Below are 14,825 nucleotides of genomic sequence, written 5' to 3'. Positions count from 1 at the left end.
GGCTAGGCAGTTGTTTTCAAAAGGAATAGTTGAATTTACAAGACTCTACTCACCGTCAATCCATCACGAATAGGTAGTAAAACGGTTTCTACTCTTGGATCTATTGCTAGTAACTGATTGTATTCCAGCAATATTTTTGTGCTCAAATCTTTAGGGTTAAGCGGTTCTAATACTTTACCGCTCCACAAAACATTGTCGGACAATATTATTCCGCCTTTATTCATCTTTGGAACAATCAATTCAAAATAGTTGAGGTAATTTTCCTTGTCGGCATCGATAAAAACCAAATCAAATTTCAAGTCAAGTGTTGGGATAATGTCAATTGCTTCTCCTAAATGCTGGAAAATTTGTTCTCCCCAAGGCGATTTGTTAAAATGTTTTCTTTGAAAATCAACTAATTCTTCTTTGATGTCAATCGTGTGCAGCTGTCCGTTTTCCTGCATGCCTTCACACAAGCACAATGCGGAATAACCCGTATACGTACCAATTTCCAGAACATTCACAGGTCGAATCAATTTAGACAACATACTCAAAACCCTACCTTGGAAATGTCCGCTCAACATTCGCGGCAACAGAATTTTTTGATAAGTTTCCTTGTTTAAAGCTGCGAGTAAAGCAGGTTCTTTTTCAGAATGTTGCTCAATGTAATCTTCTAATTCTTGGGAAATGAAATGCATTATTTTAAACTTTTTAGTGGGTCTTGAAAAGTATTGAATATTCTAACAACGTAGATTGTGTTGTTATGGAATTGGTAAAGTATTTTGTAATTTCGGATAATGATTCTTCTGCAATCAATTCGGTATTCATCAATTTGAAATTGATCAGGAAAAATTATTGAATTTAAACTTCCGAAAATTTCATCGGTTACTTTAGTTGCAACAAGAGGAGAAATGTTTTGTTCTAGCGAAAGATAAATATCTCTTAAATCAAGTTTTGCATTTGTAGTCCATAAAATTGGATAATCAGGATTACTCATTTTTCCATGTTTTCATTTCTTCAATGAGATTTTCTTGAGAAATTACTCTATTGTATTTAATATCTTCTAAACCTTCTTCAACTTTATTGTGATATTCAGAGAGTGTTATGGCATTTCCTTTTGCATCGTAAGAAACAATTTCATTCAAATAATTATCAAATACAGAGGATACAATACGAAGTACTCGTTCATCTGCTAAATCTAATTGAAGTTGGATTTTATGTTTTAATTCTGGAAGTCCCATTTTTACTTATTTATACACAAATTTACAAAAAAATATAATAGGTTTCTTTATTGTGAAAGGTCAGGTGTTTTGGTTTTTTTAATTTTCAATCTCCTAATTCTTGGGAAATGAAATGCATTATTTGAATTTTTTTCAATTGGAAGCAAAGTTATCAAATTATCAAATCAACAAATCAACAAATTGTCATTAAATTTGCACCATGGAAATCGAGAAAAAAGACATACGCGCCTTATCAAAAGAACAACTACGTGATTTTTTCGTTGCTAATGACGATAAAGCCTTTCGTGGGAACCAAGTTTACGAATGGTTGTGGAGTAAAGGTGCACATAGTTTTGAGGATATGACTAATGTTTCTAAAGGAACACGAACTATGCTGGAAACGCATTTCGTTATCAACCACATCAAAGTAGATACGATGCAGCGCAGTGAAGACGGAACTGTGAAAAATGCCGTTCGTTTGCATGATGGTTTGGTGGTAGAATCGGTTTTGATACCTACAAATACAAGAACTACAGCTTGTGTTTCTAGTCAAGTGGGTTGTAGTTTAGATTGCAACTTTTGCGCTACAGCGCGATTAAAAAGAATGCGTAATCTAGAACCGGCTGAAATTTATGATCAGGTAATTGCCATTGATAAAGAAAGCCGTTTGTATTACAATCATCCGTTATCGAATATTGTTTTCATGGGAATGGGAGAACCCTTGATGAATTACAACAATGTCTTGAAAGCAATCGAGATGATTACCTCTCCGGAAGGTTTAGGAATGTCACCTAAACGTATTATGGTTTCAACTTCTGGAGTTCCTAAAATGATTAAGAAATTAGCTGATGATGACGTGAAATTCAAACTTGCCGTTTCGCTACATTCAGCAATCGATGAAATTCGTTCTCGAATTATGCCGTTTAGTGCTAATTTTCCTTTGGCTGATTTGCAAGAATCATTAGAATATTGGTACAGAAAAACCAAAAGCAAAATCTCCTACGAATATGTCGTTTGGAAAGATATCAACGATAATAAAGCTTCCATAGATGCTTTGGTGAAGTTTTGCAAATACGTTCCTTGCAAAGTGAATCTTATCGAGTACAATCCTATTGATGATGGAGAATTTCAACAAGCTTCAGAAGAATCAATTAATGCGTACATTAAGGCACTTGAAGCTAGCGGAATTGTGGTGAAAGTTCGTCGTAGCCGCGGAAAAGATATTGACGCCGCTTGTGGACAACTTGCCAATAAAGAAGCCTAGGAATTTTCTTTTCGAAAAATATTCAAAAGAATGACCGCAGTTGTAAGATTGCAGGCTAAAATTGTATCTTTGAATTCTAATGAATATTACTTCACAAATAAAACAGCCCATCTTTGACGAAATGGAACTTTTTGAAAAAAAGTTCTACGAATCGATGACTTCACAAGTGGCTTTGTTGAATAGAATCACTTATTATATCGTCAACAGAAAAGGAAAACAAATGCGTCCTATGTTTGTTTTTTTGACTGCCAAAATGGTTTCAGCGGGAATTGTAAATGAACGAACGTATCGTGGTGCGTGTGTTATCGAACTGATTCACACTGCGACATTAGTTCACGATGATGTAGTAGATGACAGTAATCGCAGAAGAGGTTTTTTCTCTCTGAATGCACTTTGGAAAAATAAAATTGCTGTTTTGGTTGGGGATTATTTATTGTCCAAAGGATTGTTACTTTCTATAGATAATGGAGATTTTGATTTACTCCGAATTATTTCTGTTGCTGTTCGCGAAATGAGCGAAGGTGAATTACTTCAAATTGAAAAAGCCCGAAGACTCGACATCACAGAAGACGTTTATTATGAAATCATCCGAAAAAAGACAGCGACACTTATTGCTGCCTGTTGTGCTCTTGGCGCAAAATCAGTCATCGAAGATGAAGTTCAGGTTGAAAATATGCGAAAATTCGGAGAACTCATTGGAATGGCTTTCCAAATAAAAGATGATTTATTCGATTATACCGATGAAGCTATTGGAAAACCAACAGGAATTGACATCAAAGAACAAAAAATGACTTTGCCACTTATTCATGTTTTGAATACGTGTACTTCAAAAGAGAAAACATGGCTTATCAATTCCATTAAAAACCATAATAAAGATAAAAAACGCGTCAAAGAAGTTATAGCTTTTGTAAAAAACAATAACGGATTACTTTATGCAGAACAAAAAATGATAGAATTCCAGCAAGAAGCCCTTTTGCTTTTAGATAATTATTCGGATTCTGAGTTTAAAGACGCGCTGATTTTGATGGTGAATTATGTGATTGAAAGAAAAAAATAACTTTTTTTAAATTATTTTCTCTCGTTAACTACTGGTTTCATTGACTTTTTTTGGTTTTAAATTGTAGAATCAAAAAAAAATCTATTTATGATGCAACCTTTTTGCATTGCAAATCGTCTATACTTATAGAAACACTTTATAAAAATTTTGAAAGTAATCAACTTACATCAAGAGGAAAATGAATTAATCCAGTTGGCTGTCGAAAATAATCGGCCTGCACAACAACAGATTTATACTAAGTTTTCTCCAAAAATGTTAAGCGTTTGCCGCCAATACATAAAAGACATTCATCAGGCCGAAGATGTAATGATTACTGCTTTTATGAAAGTGTTTACGAATCTGAAAAATTTTCAACACAAAGGAAGTTTCGAAGGTTGGATAAGAAGAATCGTTGTCAATGAATGTATTTCTTTTATCCGAGTTGAAAAAAAACTAAAATATATTGAAGATGAAACCTATTTTGAAGAAAGTTTCAATAATACTGAAAGCCAATTCGCAATAGCCGACATTCAATTTTTGATAGACAGTTTACCGGATGGTTACAAAATGGTTTTCAATTTATATGCTATCGAAGGATTCAAGCATCATGAAATTGCTGATATGTTAGGGATTAAGGAAGGAACATCAAAATCGCAATTATCACATGCCAGGAAAATGCTGCAAGCACATATTAATACCTTAAAAAATTACGAGTATGGAACCGAATAAATTAGATCTTGAAATAAAACAGAAGTTGGAGCATAGAATGATTCAGCCTTCTGCACAAGCTTGGGATCGATTAGAAGCTATGTTAGATTCAGCTGAAAAAACAAAAAGCAAACGCAATATTAATTGGATTTACATTGCTGCGAGTTTTGTAGGTTTTCTACTTGTATGCACTGTTTTTTTTAATGGATATGAAACTTTAAAAATAGATCCGACTGCTCCAATAGTTTTAGAAGAAAAACCAGATGAAGATAATTTAGAAAAGCCCGAGATACTGCATAAAGACTTTCTGCCTAGTCAGATTCAAAAAACAATAACTAAGAAAGTTATCGCTGAAAATAATAACGTGAACAAACAGTCGAAAAAACTTAATACTAAAGAAGAGAAAGTTTCAAACAGCAATCAATCACGAGGAAATGAAGTTGTGGTTATTGTATCTGAAAATAAGAATTACCAATCAACAAGCAGCAATAGATACGTTTCAGCAGAAAAATTATTAGCTGAAGTTACGAATAATAATTTTGAACCTAAAACTACTGATAAAACAATTGAAAAAACTAGAAAAGCTATTTCTGTAAATCCAAATAGTTTATTATCTAGTGCTGAAACAGAGCTAAATCAATCATTTAGAGAATCGGCGCTGGATAAATTCAACAAGAATTTTAATGCTATAAAAACAGTTTTAGTTAATAGAAATTACGAAGAATAAATCAAAATCAATCATCAATCAAAAAACGAAAATCATGCAAAAAATTATTTTATTTACAGCAATTATGTTGCTTTCTGTACTGTGTAAGGTAAACGCTCAAGGAGTAGATGCCATAAAAAACAGTTCTGAATGGCATTATAGAGGTTCAAAGCCAGATAATTATGAAATGGGATCAGTTGCAAGTGCTGAAAAAAACAATCAAACGGTTTACAAAATTAAATCAATTCAAAGCAAAACGAATGGTTTTGGTACTATGATGAAAACCATAAAACCGGATGAATTTTTAGGAAAAACAGTCAAGATGACTGCTTATGTAAAAAGTGAAGATGTAAAATCATGGGCGGGGTTGTGGATGAGAGTAGATTATTATACTGCAGCTGTATTAGCTTTTGATAACATGCAAAGAAGGCCCATCAAAGGAACTAAGGATTGGACTAAATATGAGGTGGTTTTATATGTTCCAACTGAGGCAACAGATATTTCGTATGGCGTTTTATTAAATGAAACTGGACAAATTTGGTTTAAGGATCTAACAATAGAAATAGTTGACGACTCTCTTGAAGAAACCGGACAAAATAAAGGAAGAGACCATAAAGTAATTTCCTTTGAAACCAAAGCCAAAGCTATTAGTAATGAAATTAAAGCCATTACAGACAAGGAAAAAAATTCCCTAAAAGCAGCTGTGGAATTAATTGACAAGGACTTAGAAAAAGGTGTTGTTACTAAGGAGCAAGCAAGTGAACTTAAAATGCAGAAAGCGAAAATTCATGCTGCAGCCATTGAGGCAAAAGTGAGTGTTGAACAAGCAAAGTTAAATCAATTAGTACAAGATAAAGTTGATGGAAAAGTGGCAGATGAAAAGGAACATAGAAGCGGAGGCCGAACTATTATTCTAGGGAATAATCCAAATCCAATTGGTTCACAAACTGAAATTAATATCACTTCCATGAAAGTTTATAATGGTCAGGAAGATAAGGAAGAGCGCCAATCCAAAAGAACTACTTCACAATTGGTATTAGCTACTGGATTGAATAATGTAGTGACTGACGGCTCTGTTGAAAAATCTGATTTTAGATATTTGGGTTCTCATTTTTATGAATGGGGAGTAACGTATAATACCCGAATTTTCAAAAACGATAATTTATTGCATGCTAAGTACGGACTTTCGGTAATATACAATAATTTGCGAGCTACAGATAATAGGTTTTTTGCAGTAAATGGAAATCAAACAAATTTAGAAGTGAATGCGGTGGCGCAAGATGATTCCCGTTTCAAGAATGTAAATTTGGTATTTCCTATGCATTTAGAATTTGACTTCACAAAATCCAAAGAAAGAGATGGTAAAACCTATTTTAAAACACATGACAGTTTTCGTCTTGGATTAGGAGGGTACGTTGGTACAAATCTAAAATCGAAACAATATATCAATTATGATATTGATGGTTACAAGTCTAGACAGATTACTAAAGGGGATTTTAATGTTGATAGTTTTATATATGGATTGAGTACTTACATAGGATATAAATCCACTAGTTTGTACTTGAAATATGATTTGAATCCTTTATTTAAAGATAATGCAGTAAAACAAAACAATGTTTCTTTAGGACTGCGTTTTGATTTCAATTAGAAATTGTTTTAGTTAGTTTTATACTTTGAGAAGCACTTCGAAAGAAGTGCTTTTTTTGTTTTTAGATATTGAATTATGAACTTTGATTTGCGTATTTTTGCACACTTTTCAACTATTAAATATTTTATCCAACTTGATTTCAAAAGCCACTATTGATACTGTTTTCGAAACTGCCCGAGTAGAGGAGGTTATTGGTGATTTTGTCCAATTAAAACGTGCCGGAAGTAATTGGAAAGGATTAAGTCCCTTTTCTGAAGAGCGTTCTCCATCGTTTATGGTTTCGCCGGCAAAGGGAATTTGGAAAGATTTTAGCTCTGGAAAAGGCGGGAATTCTGTTGCTTTTTTAATGGAACATTCCCATTTTACGTATCCGGAAGCCATTCGATACTTAGCTAAGAAATACAATATCGAAATTGAAGAAACAGAGCAAACAGATCAAGAAAAAGCCATAACCGATGTTCGGGAAAGTATGTATTTGGTTTCTGAATTTGCAAAAAGCTATTTCCATAATACACTTTTAAACTCTGAAGAGGGAAAAGCAATTGGTTATTCTTATTTTAAAGAAAGAGGATTTACGAATGAGACTATCAAGAAATTTAGTTTAGGATATTCGCCTGAAGCATGGGATGCTTTTACTAAAGAAGCCTTAGGAAAGGGATATAAATTAGAGTTTCTAGAAAGTACAGGACTCACAATTCCCCGTGATGACAGACCATTCGACAGATTCAAAGGTCGTGTGATGTTTCCTATAGAAAGTATGTCTGGCCGAGTGCTGGGTTTTGGAGGTCGTATTCTTACCAATGATAAAAAAGCGGCTAAATACCTGAATTCACCCGAAAGTGAAATTTATCATAAAAGTAAAGTGCTTTATGGTATTTTTCAGGCCAAACAATCAATAGCGAAATTAAATAATTGCTATTTAGTTGAAGGATATACAGATGTAATTCAATTCAGTCAATCCGGTATTGAAAATGTTGTTTCTTCCTCAGGAACTGCTCTAACACCAGATCAAATCCGATTAGTCAATAGATTAACAAAGAATATTACCGTTCTTTTTGATGGTGATGCGGCGGGTTTGCGCGCTTCCATTAGAGGAATCGATTTAATTCTTGAAGAAGGAATGAATGTAAAAGTCTGTACGTTTCCTGATGGAGAAGACCCGGATAGTTTTGCTAAAAAAACATCGCATGATGATTTAGTTTCATATCTGGAAGATAACGCTAAAGATTTTATTCAGTTTAAAGCATCGCTTCTGATGAATGAAGCAAAGAATGATCCAATCAAAAAAGCCGATTTGATTCGGGATATGGTGGTCAGTATTTCGAAAATTCCGGACAGGATTCAGCGCGAAATTTATATTCAGGAATGTTCACGAATTATGGATATTTCGGAGCAGGTTTTGCAAAGTACGTTAGCGCAATTAGTTCAAAAAGATGTTTCTGAAGTTGGTAAAAAACAAAAACAGGAACAACAGGCTTTCGAAGTTGTAAAAAATGAAAATCCAATAGATGCTGAAAAAGTAGATATTTTATATCGTTTGGAACGTAAAATCATTGAGATTCTTTTGTTGTACGGAAACAAAGAGGAAGAATTTGAAGATACATTTTTGAGAACTAACGAGGAAGGGGAAATCGAAACGGTAACCGAAAAGAAACAGTATAAAGTATTCCAACGAATCTATCTGAGTTTACAAGAAGATGAAGTTGAATTAGCAAATCCTTTGTTTCGGGATATATTCAATGATTTAATTAATTACTATCATCATAACGAAAATTTCAGTTTAGAGCAGTATTTAATGCACTTACAGGTTGACTTTGCGCAAGAGGTGACGGATATTTTGATGGAGGACGAACGCGTTGTTTTGCACGACTGGGTTGGTCAGAATATTTTTCCAAAATCAAAAAATGATACAATAGTCCAAGAAGTATCGGAGACTATTTTGACTTTGCGTTGGTACTTAGTGGGTAAAATAATCGAAGAATTAAAAAGCTCTCTATCATCTGAACCGAATTCAGACAATACAGAGCCTTTATCTTTGGTAATGGATTACAATATATTAATCCATTCTTTTTCTAAGAAATTAGGAAGAGTAATGTCTAGATATTACTAAACAATCTCCAGTTTTTTAGCTTTGTCTACTAAATCTACCAGATTTGTAACGTTCAGTTTGGTTAGTAATCGTAATTTGTAGGTACTGATCGTTTTTTCGTTGAGGTTTAAAATTTCAGCAATTTCATGATTCTTTTTTCCTCCACTTAAATAACGTAAAACTTCTACCTCACGGTTAGAAAGCTTACGGTATAAACGTTCGCTTTTACTTTGTTTAGCAATCAAGGCTAAGTTTTTCTTCACGGTTTCGTTCATGATTATCTTGCCTTGGTAGACTTTGATAATCGAAATACCTAAAGTTTCTAACTTTTCTGATTTATGCACAAAGCCAGATACTCCGGCTTTTATGGCATTTGGCGCATAAATTTGTTCTGAAAGCCCACTGAAGATAATAATTTTTGTTTTTGGAAAGTTTTTCAAGACCGCTTTGACCTCAAAAATACTGGAAAGACCTTCCAGCTCCAAATCTAATACTAATACATCAATGTCTTTAGTTTGAAGAATATCCCTTACCATCAAGAAATTGCCGACATTGGCAACTATTGAGATGTCTGCATTATCTTTAAAGTAAGATTTTACTCCAAAATGCACAACAGGATAATTATCGGCTATACATACTTTAATCATAATTTTAAATTTTTAGAATTGTTTGTAATTGGAAATGTAAAATTAATAAATAAATTCTGTAATTAATTGTAAATCAATATAAAATATTACTTCTTTATCATTTTGTGATAAAACATACTGGAATTGCTAGCATTTTATGTTGATTAATAGTGTTTAATCGCTTATAAATTTCGAAAACAATTTTTTCTCGTCCTGAAAAGTCTTCAGCTGACTTTCCCGCCTCATTTTCAAGCATCGCCCATTCTAATTCATCATAACTGGCTCCTAATTGATCTTCATCAGTTCTGTCGTCACCAAATAATCCATCTGTTGGAGAAGCTTTTAAAATAGACTCCGGAATTTTCAAATAACTGCCTAATAGATAGACTTCTGATTTCATCAAATCAGCGATTGGACTTAAATCTACTCCGCCGTCACCGTATTTTGTATAAAAACCTACTCCAAAATCTTCTACTTTATTTCCTGTTCCTGCAACTAGTAAACCATGGATTCCTGCAAAGTAATAGAGCGTAGTCATTCTTAATCGTGCTCTTGTATTTGCAAGCGCCAGGTTAACTTTTGCTGTATCTGAATCATCGGGAACTGCTTTTTTAAACGTTTCAAAAACGCCAGTCAAATCAGCTTCAGTGCTGGAAACATTAGGGAATCTTTGTTTTAGCTGTTCAATATGTTCTTGTCCTCTGGTGACGTGACTTGGAGCTTGATGAATAGGCATTTCAACGCATAAAACCTTTAATCCTGTTTGTGCACATAATGTTGAGGTAACTGCAGAATCTACTCCGCCGGAAATACCTATTACAAATCCATTTACTTTTGCATTTTCAGCATATGTTTTTAACCAGTTTACAATTTGAGTATTTACTTTTTCAACTTGGATTGCACTTTTTTTAGTCATAATAGTTTACGTTTTAAAAAGCAGGAATGTATATTTGCAAAATCATTTCATCATGCATTCGTTTCCCAGGATTCTTTGGAAACAAATTTAATTAATATATATGAAAAAATATCTGTTTCTTGTAGTCTTTTGTCTCGTTATTTTTTCTTGTGATAAGAAAACTAAAGTTGAAACTGCCGTTACAGCGATTCCTTTGGAAGTAAAAGTGGAGCGATTTGATAAAATATTTTTTGAAACGCCTCCAAAGGATTTGGAAAAAGTAAAAAAGGAATTCCCGTTTTTTTTTCCTGCAGGAAACGATAATAGCGTTTGGTTAAATAAAATGCAAGATCCGATGTGGAGAGAATTATACACGGAAGTTCAAAAAAAATATGCTGATTTTGAACCTGTCAAATTAGAATTAGAGACGCTTTTTAAACATATTAAATATTATTTTCCGCAAACAAAAACGCCAAAAGTAATTACTATAATCTCTGAAATGGATTATACTAATAAAGCAATTTATGCGGACAGTTTAGTAATTGTTTCGTTGGAACTTTATTTAGGAAAAGGGCACAAGTTTTATCAGTTTCCCAATTATTTAAAACAAAATTTTGAACAAAGACAAATTGCTCCCGATGTTGTTTCGAGTTTTTCCGCTCGTAAAATCCCTCCTGTTTTAGAGAAAGATTTACTGAGTCAAATGATTTATCACGGAAAGCAATTGTATTTAAAGGACTTACTTTTACCAGAATATACTGATGCTGAAAAAATGGGATATACTCCGGAACAAATAGTATGGTGTCAGGAAAATGAAAGTTATATGTGGCGTTATTTTATTGAAAAAGAAATGCTTTACAGTAATGACCAAAAGTTAATTCCGCGATTTATAAATCCGGCTCCATTTTCTAAATTTTATTTGGAAATTGATAATGAATCCCCGGGGCAAGTTGGAGCCTGGATTGGATGGCAAATGGTTCGTTCCTACATGAAAAATAATGAAGTTCCAATTGCTGATTTACTGAAAACAAGTGCAAAAGAAATATTTGTAAAATCAAAATACAAACCCAAAAAGTAATGTCAAATAAAAATACATCAGAAATTAAATTTCTAATTGAGTTAGATGAAAATCGTGTTCCAGAAAAATTAATGTGGTCTGCTAAAGACGGCGGAGTAGAACAGGAAGAGGCAAAAGCAATTATGTTGTCTATTTGGGACAGCAAGGCAAAAGAAAGTATGCGAATTGATTTATGGACGAAAGATATGCCGGTTGATGAAATGAAAATTTTCTTTCACCAAACTTTAGTGGCAATGTCCGAAACATTCAAACGCGCAACCGATGATGAGAAAATGGCTGATACCATGAAAGATTTCTGTGATTATTTTGCGGAGAAATTAGAGTTAACAAAATAGAGTAGATTTCTTTATAAAAAAAATCTCAAAACTTAAAAACTTAAGTTTTGGGATTTTTTATGTTTCAATAAGGAGTTTTTAAAACTGGCTGTTATTCTTAAAAACTTCTTGATTTACTTCATCTATATAAGAAAGTAATTCTTCTTTCCCAGTTGATTCTGTTGCTGATGTTACAAAATAATGAGGCATTTCGGCCCAATTGTTGGCGAACATTTTCTTTTTGTAAGCAGCAATATGCGAATCGATTTTTACTTTACTTATCTTATCTGCTTTAGTGAAAACGATGCAAAAAGGAATCTCACTTTCGCCCATGTAGGACATGAACTCGATATCTATGGTTTGTGCTTCATGACGAATGTCAATCAAAACAAATGCACAGACCAATTGTTCTCTAGTTTCGAAATAATCAGTAATAAATTCCTGAAAAATAGATTTCGTTTTTTTGGAAACTTTAGCATATCCATATCCTGGTAAATCGACTAAGAACCAATTATTGTTAATCAGAAAATGATTTATCAATTGTGTTTTTCCTGGTCTTCCGGAAGTTTTAGCTAACTTTTTATGATTGGTCAGCATGTTTATCAAGGAAGATTTCCCAACATTTGATCTGCCTATAAAAGCATATTCCGGCAAAAAGTCTTTTGGACATTTGCTTACATCAGAGTTGCTGATAACAAATTCGGCGGTATTAATTTTCATTTTCTCGAGGTGTAAAATTCTACTTTTAGGTTTAATGTACGGCTAAATGAGTTTGTGTTAACCACTCTTCTAACAAACGGTTAAACTCATCCGGATGTTCCATCATGGCGGCATGGCCACATTTGTCAATCCAATATAATGTAGAATTAGGTAATAATTTATGGAATTCTTCTGCTACATCTGGAGGAGTGACTTTGTCATTTTTTCCCCAAATGATGCAGGTTTGAACATGCATTTTTGGCAAATCTTTTGCCATATTATGACGAATCGCGCTTTTTGCAATTGTCAGTGTTTTTATTAATTTTATTCGGTCATTTACGGACTCGTATACTTCATCAATAAGTTCTTTGGTGGCGACTTTCGGGTCATAAAATACATCTTCGGCTTTTTTCTTGATGTACTCATAATCGCCTCTTTTGGGGTAACTGTCACCCATGGCACTTTCATAAAGTCCTGAACTACCTGTGATAACAAGGCCTGCAACTTTTTCAGGATACATTTTAGTGTGGTATAAAGCAATGTGCCCGCCTAATGAATTTCCTAAAAGTATAACGCGTTCTAAACCTTTGAATGTGATAAAATCCTTAACATATTTTGCAAAACTTTTTACATTCGTTTTTAAAATATTCTGAGTATATATAGGTAAGTCTGGAATGATTATTTTATATCCTCTTGTAGAAAAGTAACTAGCAACAGCGTCAAAGTTGCTAAGTCCTCCCATAAGTCCGTGCAAGATGACAATTGGAGTTCCTTCGCCAGCCTCATAATAGCTGTATCTACCTTCTTTTTTATAGTGTTTTTCCATTTTTTTTGAATCCGGATTTCAATTTTGACAAATATAGGATTTAATAAATAAAAATGAATTTTTACAACAATTTTTAATTGTAAAATTATCCGCATTGCTTAAAAAAAAGTGTAATTTTTTAAAAAAATAAAGGTGCTTTTTCTGATTTTTTCACTTTTATTCTTACTATTTAATATTCACTTTTCCTTGTGTTTTAAACCCTTTTTTTTATAACATTATGTTTCTTACAAATAAAACAAAACACAGCTAATGTTCTGACTGTGCATAAATTAAGGCTTTTTGTCTAAAAGTGGTTAAACTTATTAACAAAGTGGTATATAGTGGTAAATTGTGGTAATATTTTTTATATTTTTGCTCTACATCATTTAATATTTTTTTCTTGGATACAATTGTCGGAACATATGAGTGTAAAGTCGATGCTAAAGGAAGGCTGCTTATGCCAGCGCCCTTAAAAAAGCAGTTGGCAGCTTCACTTCAAGACGGATTCGTTTTGAAGCGTTCCGTTTTTCAGCCTTGTCTGGAATTATATCCAATGAAAGAATGGGATTTGATGATGCAAAAAATCAATAAACTAAATCGATTTGTTAAGAAAAACAATGACTTTATCCGTCGCTTTACGGCTGGTGTCAAAGTAGTTGAAATTGATGCTTTAGGACGATTATTAGTCCCGAAAGATTTAGTGGGTTTCGCTAGTATTTCAAAAGAAGTGGTGTTCTCTTCAGCGGTGAATATTGTTGAGATTTGGGACAAAGATTTATACGAAAAATCAATAAGCGGCGAAGACATGGATTTTGCAGATTTAGCCGAAGAAGTAATGGGGAATTTAAATGACGACGACAATGGAATATCATAATCCGGTTTTGCTTCACGCATCAGTAGATGGTTTAAATATTAAGCCTGACGGCATTTATGTAGATGTAACTTTTGGTGGAGGCGGTCATTCAAAAGAGATTTTGAAAAGACTTGGTCCTAACGGAAAACTGTTTGCTTTTGATCAAGATGAAGATGCTTTAGCGAATGCTTTGCCGGACGAAAGATTTACGCTGATAAACGAAAATTTCAGATTTATAAAACGTTTTTTACGTTTTTACGGAGTGAAAAGTGTGGATGGAATTTTAGCTGATTTAGGTGTGTCTTCACATCAATTTGATGTTCCGGAAAGAGGTTTTTCTACTCGTTTTGATGCTGGTTTGGATATGCGAATGAGTCAGAAAAATGATTTGAATGCGTATCGAGTTGTAAATGAATACGATGAGGCGAATTTGAAAAGGGTGTTTTTGGATTATGGAGAATTGAAAAATGCACCAGTTTTGGCAAGAACAATTATCGAAGCCAGAGAGCTAAAGCCAATCAAAACGACTGATGAGCTAAAAGAAGTTTTGGCAAGATTCCTACCGGAAAGGGTCAGAAATAAAATATTGGCACAAATCTATCAGGCAATCCGAATTGAAGTAAATCAGGAAATGGACGTTTTGAAAGAGTTCTTGGAGCAATCCTTAGAAATTTTGAATCCAGGAGGAAGATTAAGTGTTATATCCTACCATTCACTAGAAGATAGATTAGTAAAGAGGTTTGTGAAAAATGGAATGTTCGAGGGCGAACCTGAACGTGATTTTTTTGGGAATTTTTCGGTTCCATTCAAAACCGTTGGAAAATTGATTGTTCCGGACGCTGCCGAAATAAAGGAAAATAATAGAGCCAGAAGTGCCAAATTAAGAATAGCTGAGAAAAGATAAG

The 14,825-nt window shown here is 33.5% G+C and carries 17 protein-coding genes; 10 read left to right on the top strand and 7 right to left on the bottom strand.

The genetic code is table 11. The annotated features are described in order from the left end of the window. Positions 1-35: 35 nt before the first annotated feature. The 3 genes from IWX80_RS03005 to IWX80_RS02995 are packed head-to-tail and all read right to left on the bottom strand — an operon-like array spanning position 36 to position 1,220. Positions 36-677 (bottom strand): O-methyltransferase, encoded by a 642-nt coding sequence (locus tag IWX80_RS03005; protein WP_196852105.1) that lies wholly within the window; start codon positions 675-677, stop codon positions 36-38. Then, positions 677-976, bottom strand: coding sequence for a type II toxin-antitoxin system RelE/ParE family toxin (locus tag IWX80_RS03000; protein WP_196852104.1), 300 nt, complete (start codon positions 974-976; stop codon positions 677-679). The genes IWX80_RS03005 and IWX80_RS03000 overlap by 1 nt, the downstream gene beginning before the upstream one ends. Then, positions 969-1,220 carry a hypothetical protein gene (locus IWX80_RS02995; protein WP_196852103.1) on the bottom strand — a complete coding sequence of 84 codons (252 nt, stop codon included), beginning with the start codon at positions 1,218-1,220 and terminating at the stop codon, positions 969-971. The genes IWX80_RS03000 and IWX80_RS02995 overlap by 8 nt, the downstream gene beginning before the upstream one ends. Before the next feature lie 199 nt (positions 1,221-1,419). On the opposite strand from IWX80_RS02995, the gene rlmN reads away from it, so the two are divergent. From rlmN to dnaG, 6 genes are all read left to right on the top strand, one after another. Continuing rightward, positions 1,420-2,463 (top strand): 23S rRNA (adenine(2503)-C(2))-methyltransferase RlmN, encoded by a 1,044-nt coding sequence (gene rlmN, locus IWX80_RS02990; protein ID WP_196852102.1) that lies wholly within the window; start codon positions 1,420-1,422, stop codon positions 2,461-2,463. Between the two features lie 79 nt (positions 2,464-2,542). Then, positions 2,543-3,520, top strand: a complete 978-nt coding sequence (locus IWX80_RS02985) for a polyprenyl synthetase family protein (protein WP_196852101.1) — start codon at positions 2,543-2,545, stop codon at positions 3,518-3,520. A gap of 147 nt (positions 3,521-3,667) precedes the next feature. Continuing rightward, positions 3,668-4,228, top strand: coding sequence for an RNA polymerase sigma factor (locus IWX80_RS02980; RefSeq protein ID WP_196852100.1), 561 nt, complete (start codon positions 3,668-3,670; stop codon positions 4,226-4,228). After that, positions 4,215-4,934 carry a hypothetical protein gene (locus tag IWX80_RS02975; protein WP_196852099.1) on the top strand — a complete coding sequence of 240 codons (720 nt, stop codon included), beginning with the start codon at positions 4,215-4,217 and terminating at the stop codon, positions 4,932-4,934. Before IWX80_RS02980 ends, IWX80_RS02975 begins: the two co-directional genes overlap by 14 nt. 34 nt (positions 4,935-4,968) lie before the next feature. Continuing rightward, a complete protein-coding gene (locus tag IWX80_RS02970) occupies positions 4,969-6,561 on the top strand; it encodes a hypothetical protein (protein ID WP_196852098.1) in 1,593 nt (530 codons plus the stop codon). Positions 6,562-6,694: 133 nt separating this feature from the next. Then, positions 6,695-8,671: a DNA primase gene (dnaG, locus tag IWX80_RS02965; protein WP_196852097.1), complete on the top strand. Its 1,977-nt coding sequence runs from the start codon at positions 6,695-6,697 to the stop codon at positions 8,669-8,671. Here the strand turns inward: dnaG and IWX80_RS02960 are convergent. Then, a complete protein-coding gene (locus IWX80_RS02960; protein ID WP_196852096.1) occupies positions 8,668-9,297 on the bottom strand; it encodes a LuxR C-terminal-related transcriptional regulator in 630 nt (209 codons plus the stop codon). The two genes, dnaG and IWX80_RS02960, sit on opposite strands and share 4 nt — an antisense overlap. Before the next feature lie 97 nt (positions 9,298-9,394). Continuing rightward, on the bottom strand, positions 9,395-10,192 hold the full coding sequence (gene nadE / locus IWX80_RS02955; protein WP_196852095.1) for an NAD(+) synthase: 798 nt from the start codon (positions 10,190-10,192) through the stop codon (positions 9,395-9,397). 100 nt (positions 10,193-10,292) lie between these two features. On the opposite strand from nadE, the gene gldB reads away from it, so the two are divergent. Both gldB and gldC read left to right on the top strand, forming a co-directional pair. After that, positions 10,293-11,249 carry a gliding motility lipoprotein GldB gene (gene gldB / locus IWX80_RS02950; RefSeq protein ID WP_196852094.1) on the top strand — a complete coding sequence of 319 codons (957 nt, stop codon included), beginning with the start codon at positions 10,293-10,295 and terminating at the stop codon, positions 11,247-11,249. After that, a complete protein-coding gene (gene gldC, locus IWX80_RS02945; protein WP_091165314.1) occupies positions 11,249-11,584 on the top strand; it encodes a gliding motility protein GldC in 336 nt (111 codons plus the stop codon). Before gldB ends, gldC begins: the two co-directional genes overlap by 1 nt. Before the next feature lie 78 nt (positions 11,585-11,662). On the opposite strand, the gene yihA is transcribed toward gldC, so the two are convergent. Both yihA and IWX80_RS02935 read right to left on the bottom strand, forming a co-directional pair. Further along, entirely contained in the window at positions 11,663-12,283 is a 621-nt protein-coding gene (gene yihA / locus IWX80_RS02940) for a ribosome biogenesis GTP-binding protein YihA/YsxC (protein WP_113634788.1), read from the bottom strand. A 31-nt stretch (positions 12,284-12,314) separates the two neighbouring features. Continuing rightward, entirely contained in the window at positions 12,315-13,088 is a 774-nt protein-coding gene (locus IWX80_RS02935; RefSeq protein WP_113634790.1) for an alpha/beta fold hydrolase, read from the bottom strand. 379 nt (positions 13,089-13,467) lie between these two features. Here IWX80_RS02935 and mraZ point away from each other — a divergent pair, with 379 nt between their 5' ends. Both mraZ and rsmH read left to right on the top strand, forming a co-directional pair. After that, entirely contained in the window at positions 13,468-13,941 is a 474-nt protein-coding gene (mraZ, locus tag IWX80_RS02930) for a division/cell wall cluster transcriptional repressor MraZ (protein ID WP_196852093.1), read from the top strand. Then, the gene (gene rsmH, locus IWX80_RS02925) at positions 13,916-14,824 is read left to right on the top strand and encodes a 16S rRNA (cytosine(1402)-N(4))-methyltransferase RsmH (RefSeq protein WP_196852092.1); all 909 of its coding nucleotides are present in this window, start codon (positions 13,916-13,918) and stop codon (positions 14,822-14,824) included. Before mraZ ends, rsmH begins: the two co-directional genes overlap by 26 nt. Position 14,825: the final 1 nt, after the last annotated feature.

The organism is Flavobacterium sp. CAN_S2, assembly GCF_015752255.1.
In the GTDB taxonomy this organism is placed as follows: Bacteria; Bacteroidota; Bacteroidia; order Flavobacteriales; family Flavobacteriaceae; genus Flavobacterium.
This window is presented reverse-complemented; position numbering and strand designations above follow the sequence as displayed.

Excerpts from the sequence above, each read along its gene's own strand:
- IWX80_RS02975 (WP_196852099.1), top strand. The coding sequence starts at position 4,215 with ATGGAACCGAATAAATTAGATCTTGAAATAAAACAGAAGTTGGAGCAT.
- IWX80_RS02985 (WP_196852101.1), top strand. The coding sequence starts at position 2,543 with ATGAATATTACTTCACAAATAAAACAGCCCATCTTTGACGAAATGGAA.
- rsmH (WP_196852092.1), top strand. The coding sequence starts at position 13,916 with ATGACGACGACAATGGAATATCATAATCCGGTTTTGCTTCACGCATCA.
- nadE (WP_196852095.1), bottom strand. The coding sequence starts at position 10,192 with ATGACTAAAAAAAGTGCAATCCAAGTTGAAAAAGTAAATACTCAAATT.
- IWX80_RS02935 (WP_113634790.1), bottom strand. The coding sequence starts at position 13,088 with ATGGAAAAACACTATAAAAAAGAAGGTAGATACAGCTATTATGAGGCT.
- rlmN (WP_196852102.1), top strand. The coding sequence starts at position 1,420 with ATGGAAATCGAGAAAAAAGACATACGCGCCTTATCAAAAGAACAACTA.
- gldB (WP_196852094.1), top strand. The coding sequence starts at position 10,293 with ATGAAAAAATATCTGTTTCTTGTAGTCTTTTGTCTCGTTATTTTTTCT.
- IWX80_RS03000 (WP_196852104.1), bottom strand. The coding sequence starts at position 976 with ATGAGTAATCCTGATTATCCAATTTTATGGACTACAAATGCAAAACTT.
- IWX80_RS03005 (WP_196852105.1), bottom strand. The coding sequence starts at position 677 with ATGCATTTCATTTCCCAAGAATTAGAAGATTACATTGAGCAACATTCT.
- gldC (WP_091165314.1), top strand. The coding sequence starts at position 11,249 with ATGTCAAATAAAAATACATCAGAAATTAAATTTCTAATTGAGTTAGAT.
- IWX80_RS02995 (WP_196852103.1), bottom strand. The coding sequence starts at position 1,220 with ATGGGACTTCCAGAATTAAAACATAAAATCCAACTTCAATTAGATTTA.
- IWX80_RS02970 (WP_196852098.1), top strand. The coding sequence starts at position 4,969 with ATGCAAAAAATTATTTTATTTACAGCAATTATGTTGCTTTCTGTACTG.
- yihA (WP_113634788.1), bottom strand. The coding sequence starts at position 12,283 with ATGAAAATTAATACCGCCGAATTTGTTATCAGCAACTCTGATGTAAGC.
- IWX80_RS02960 (WP_196852096.1), bottom strand. The coding sequence starts at position 9,297 with ATGATTAAAGTATGTATAGCCGATAATTATCCTGTTGTGCATTTTGGA.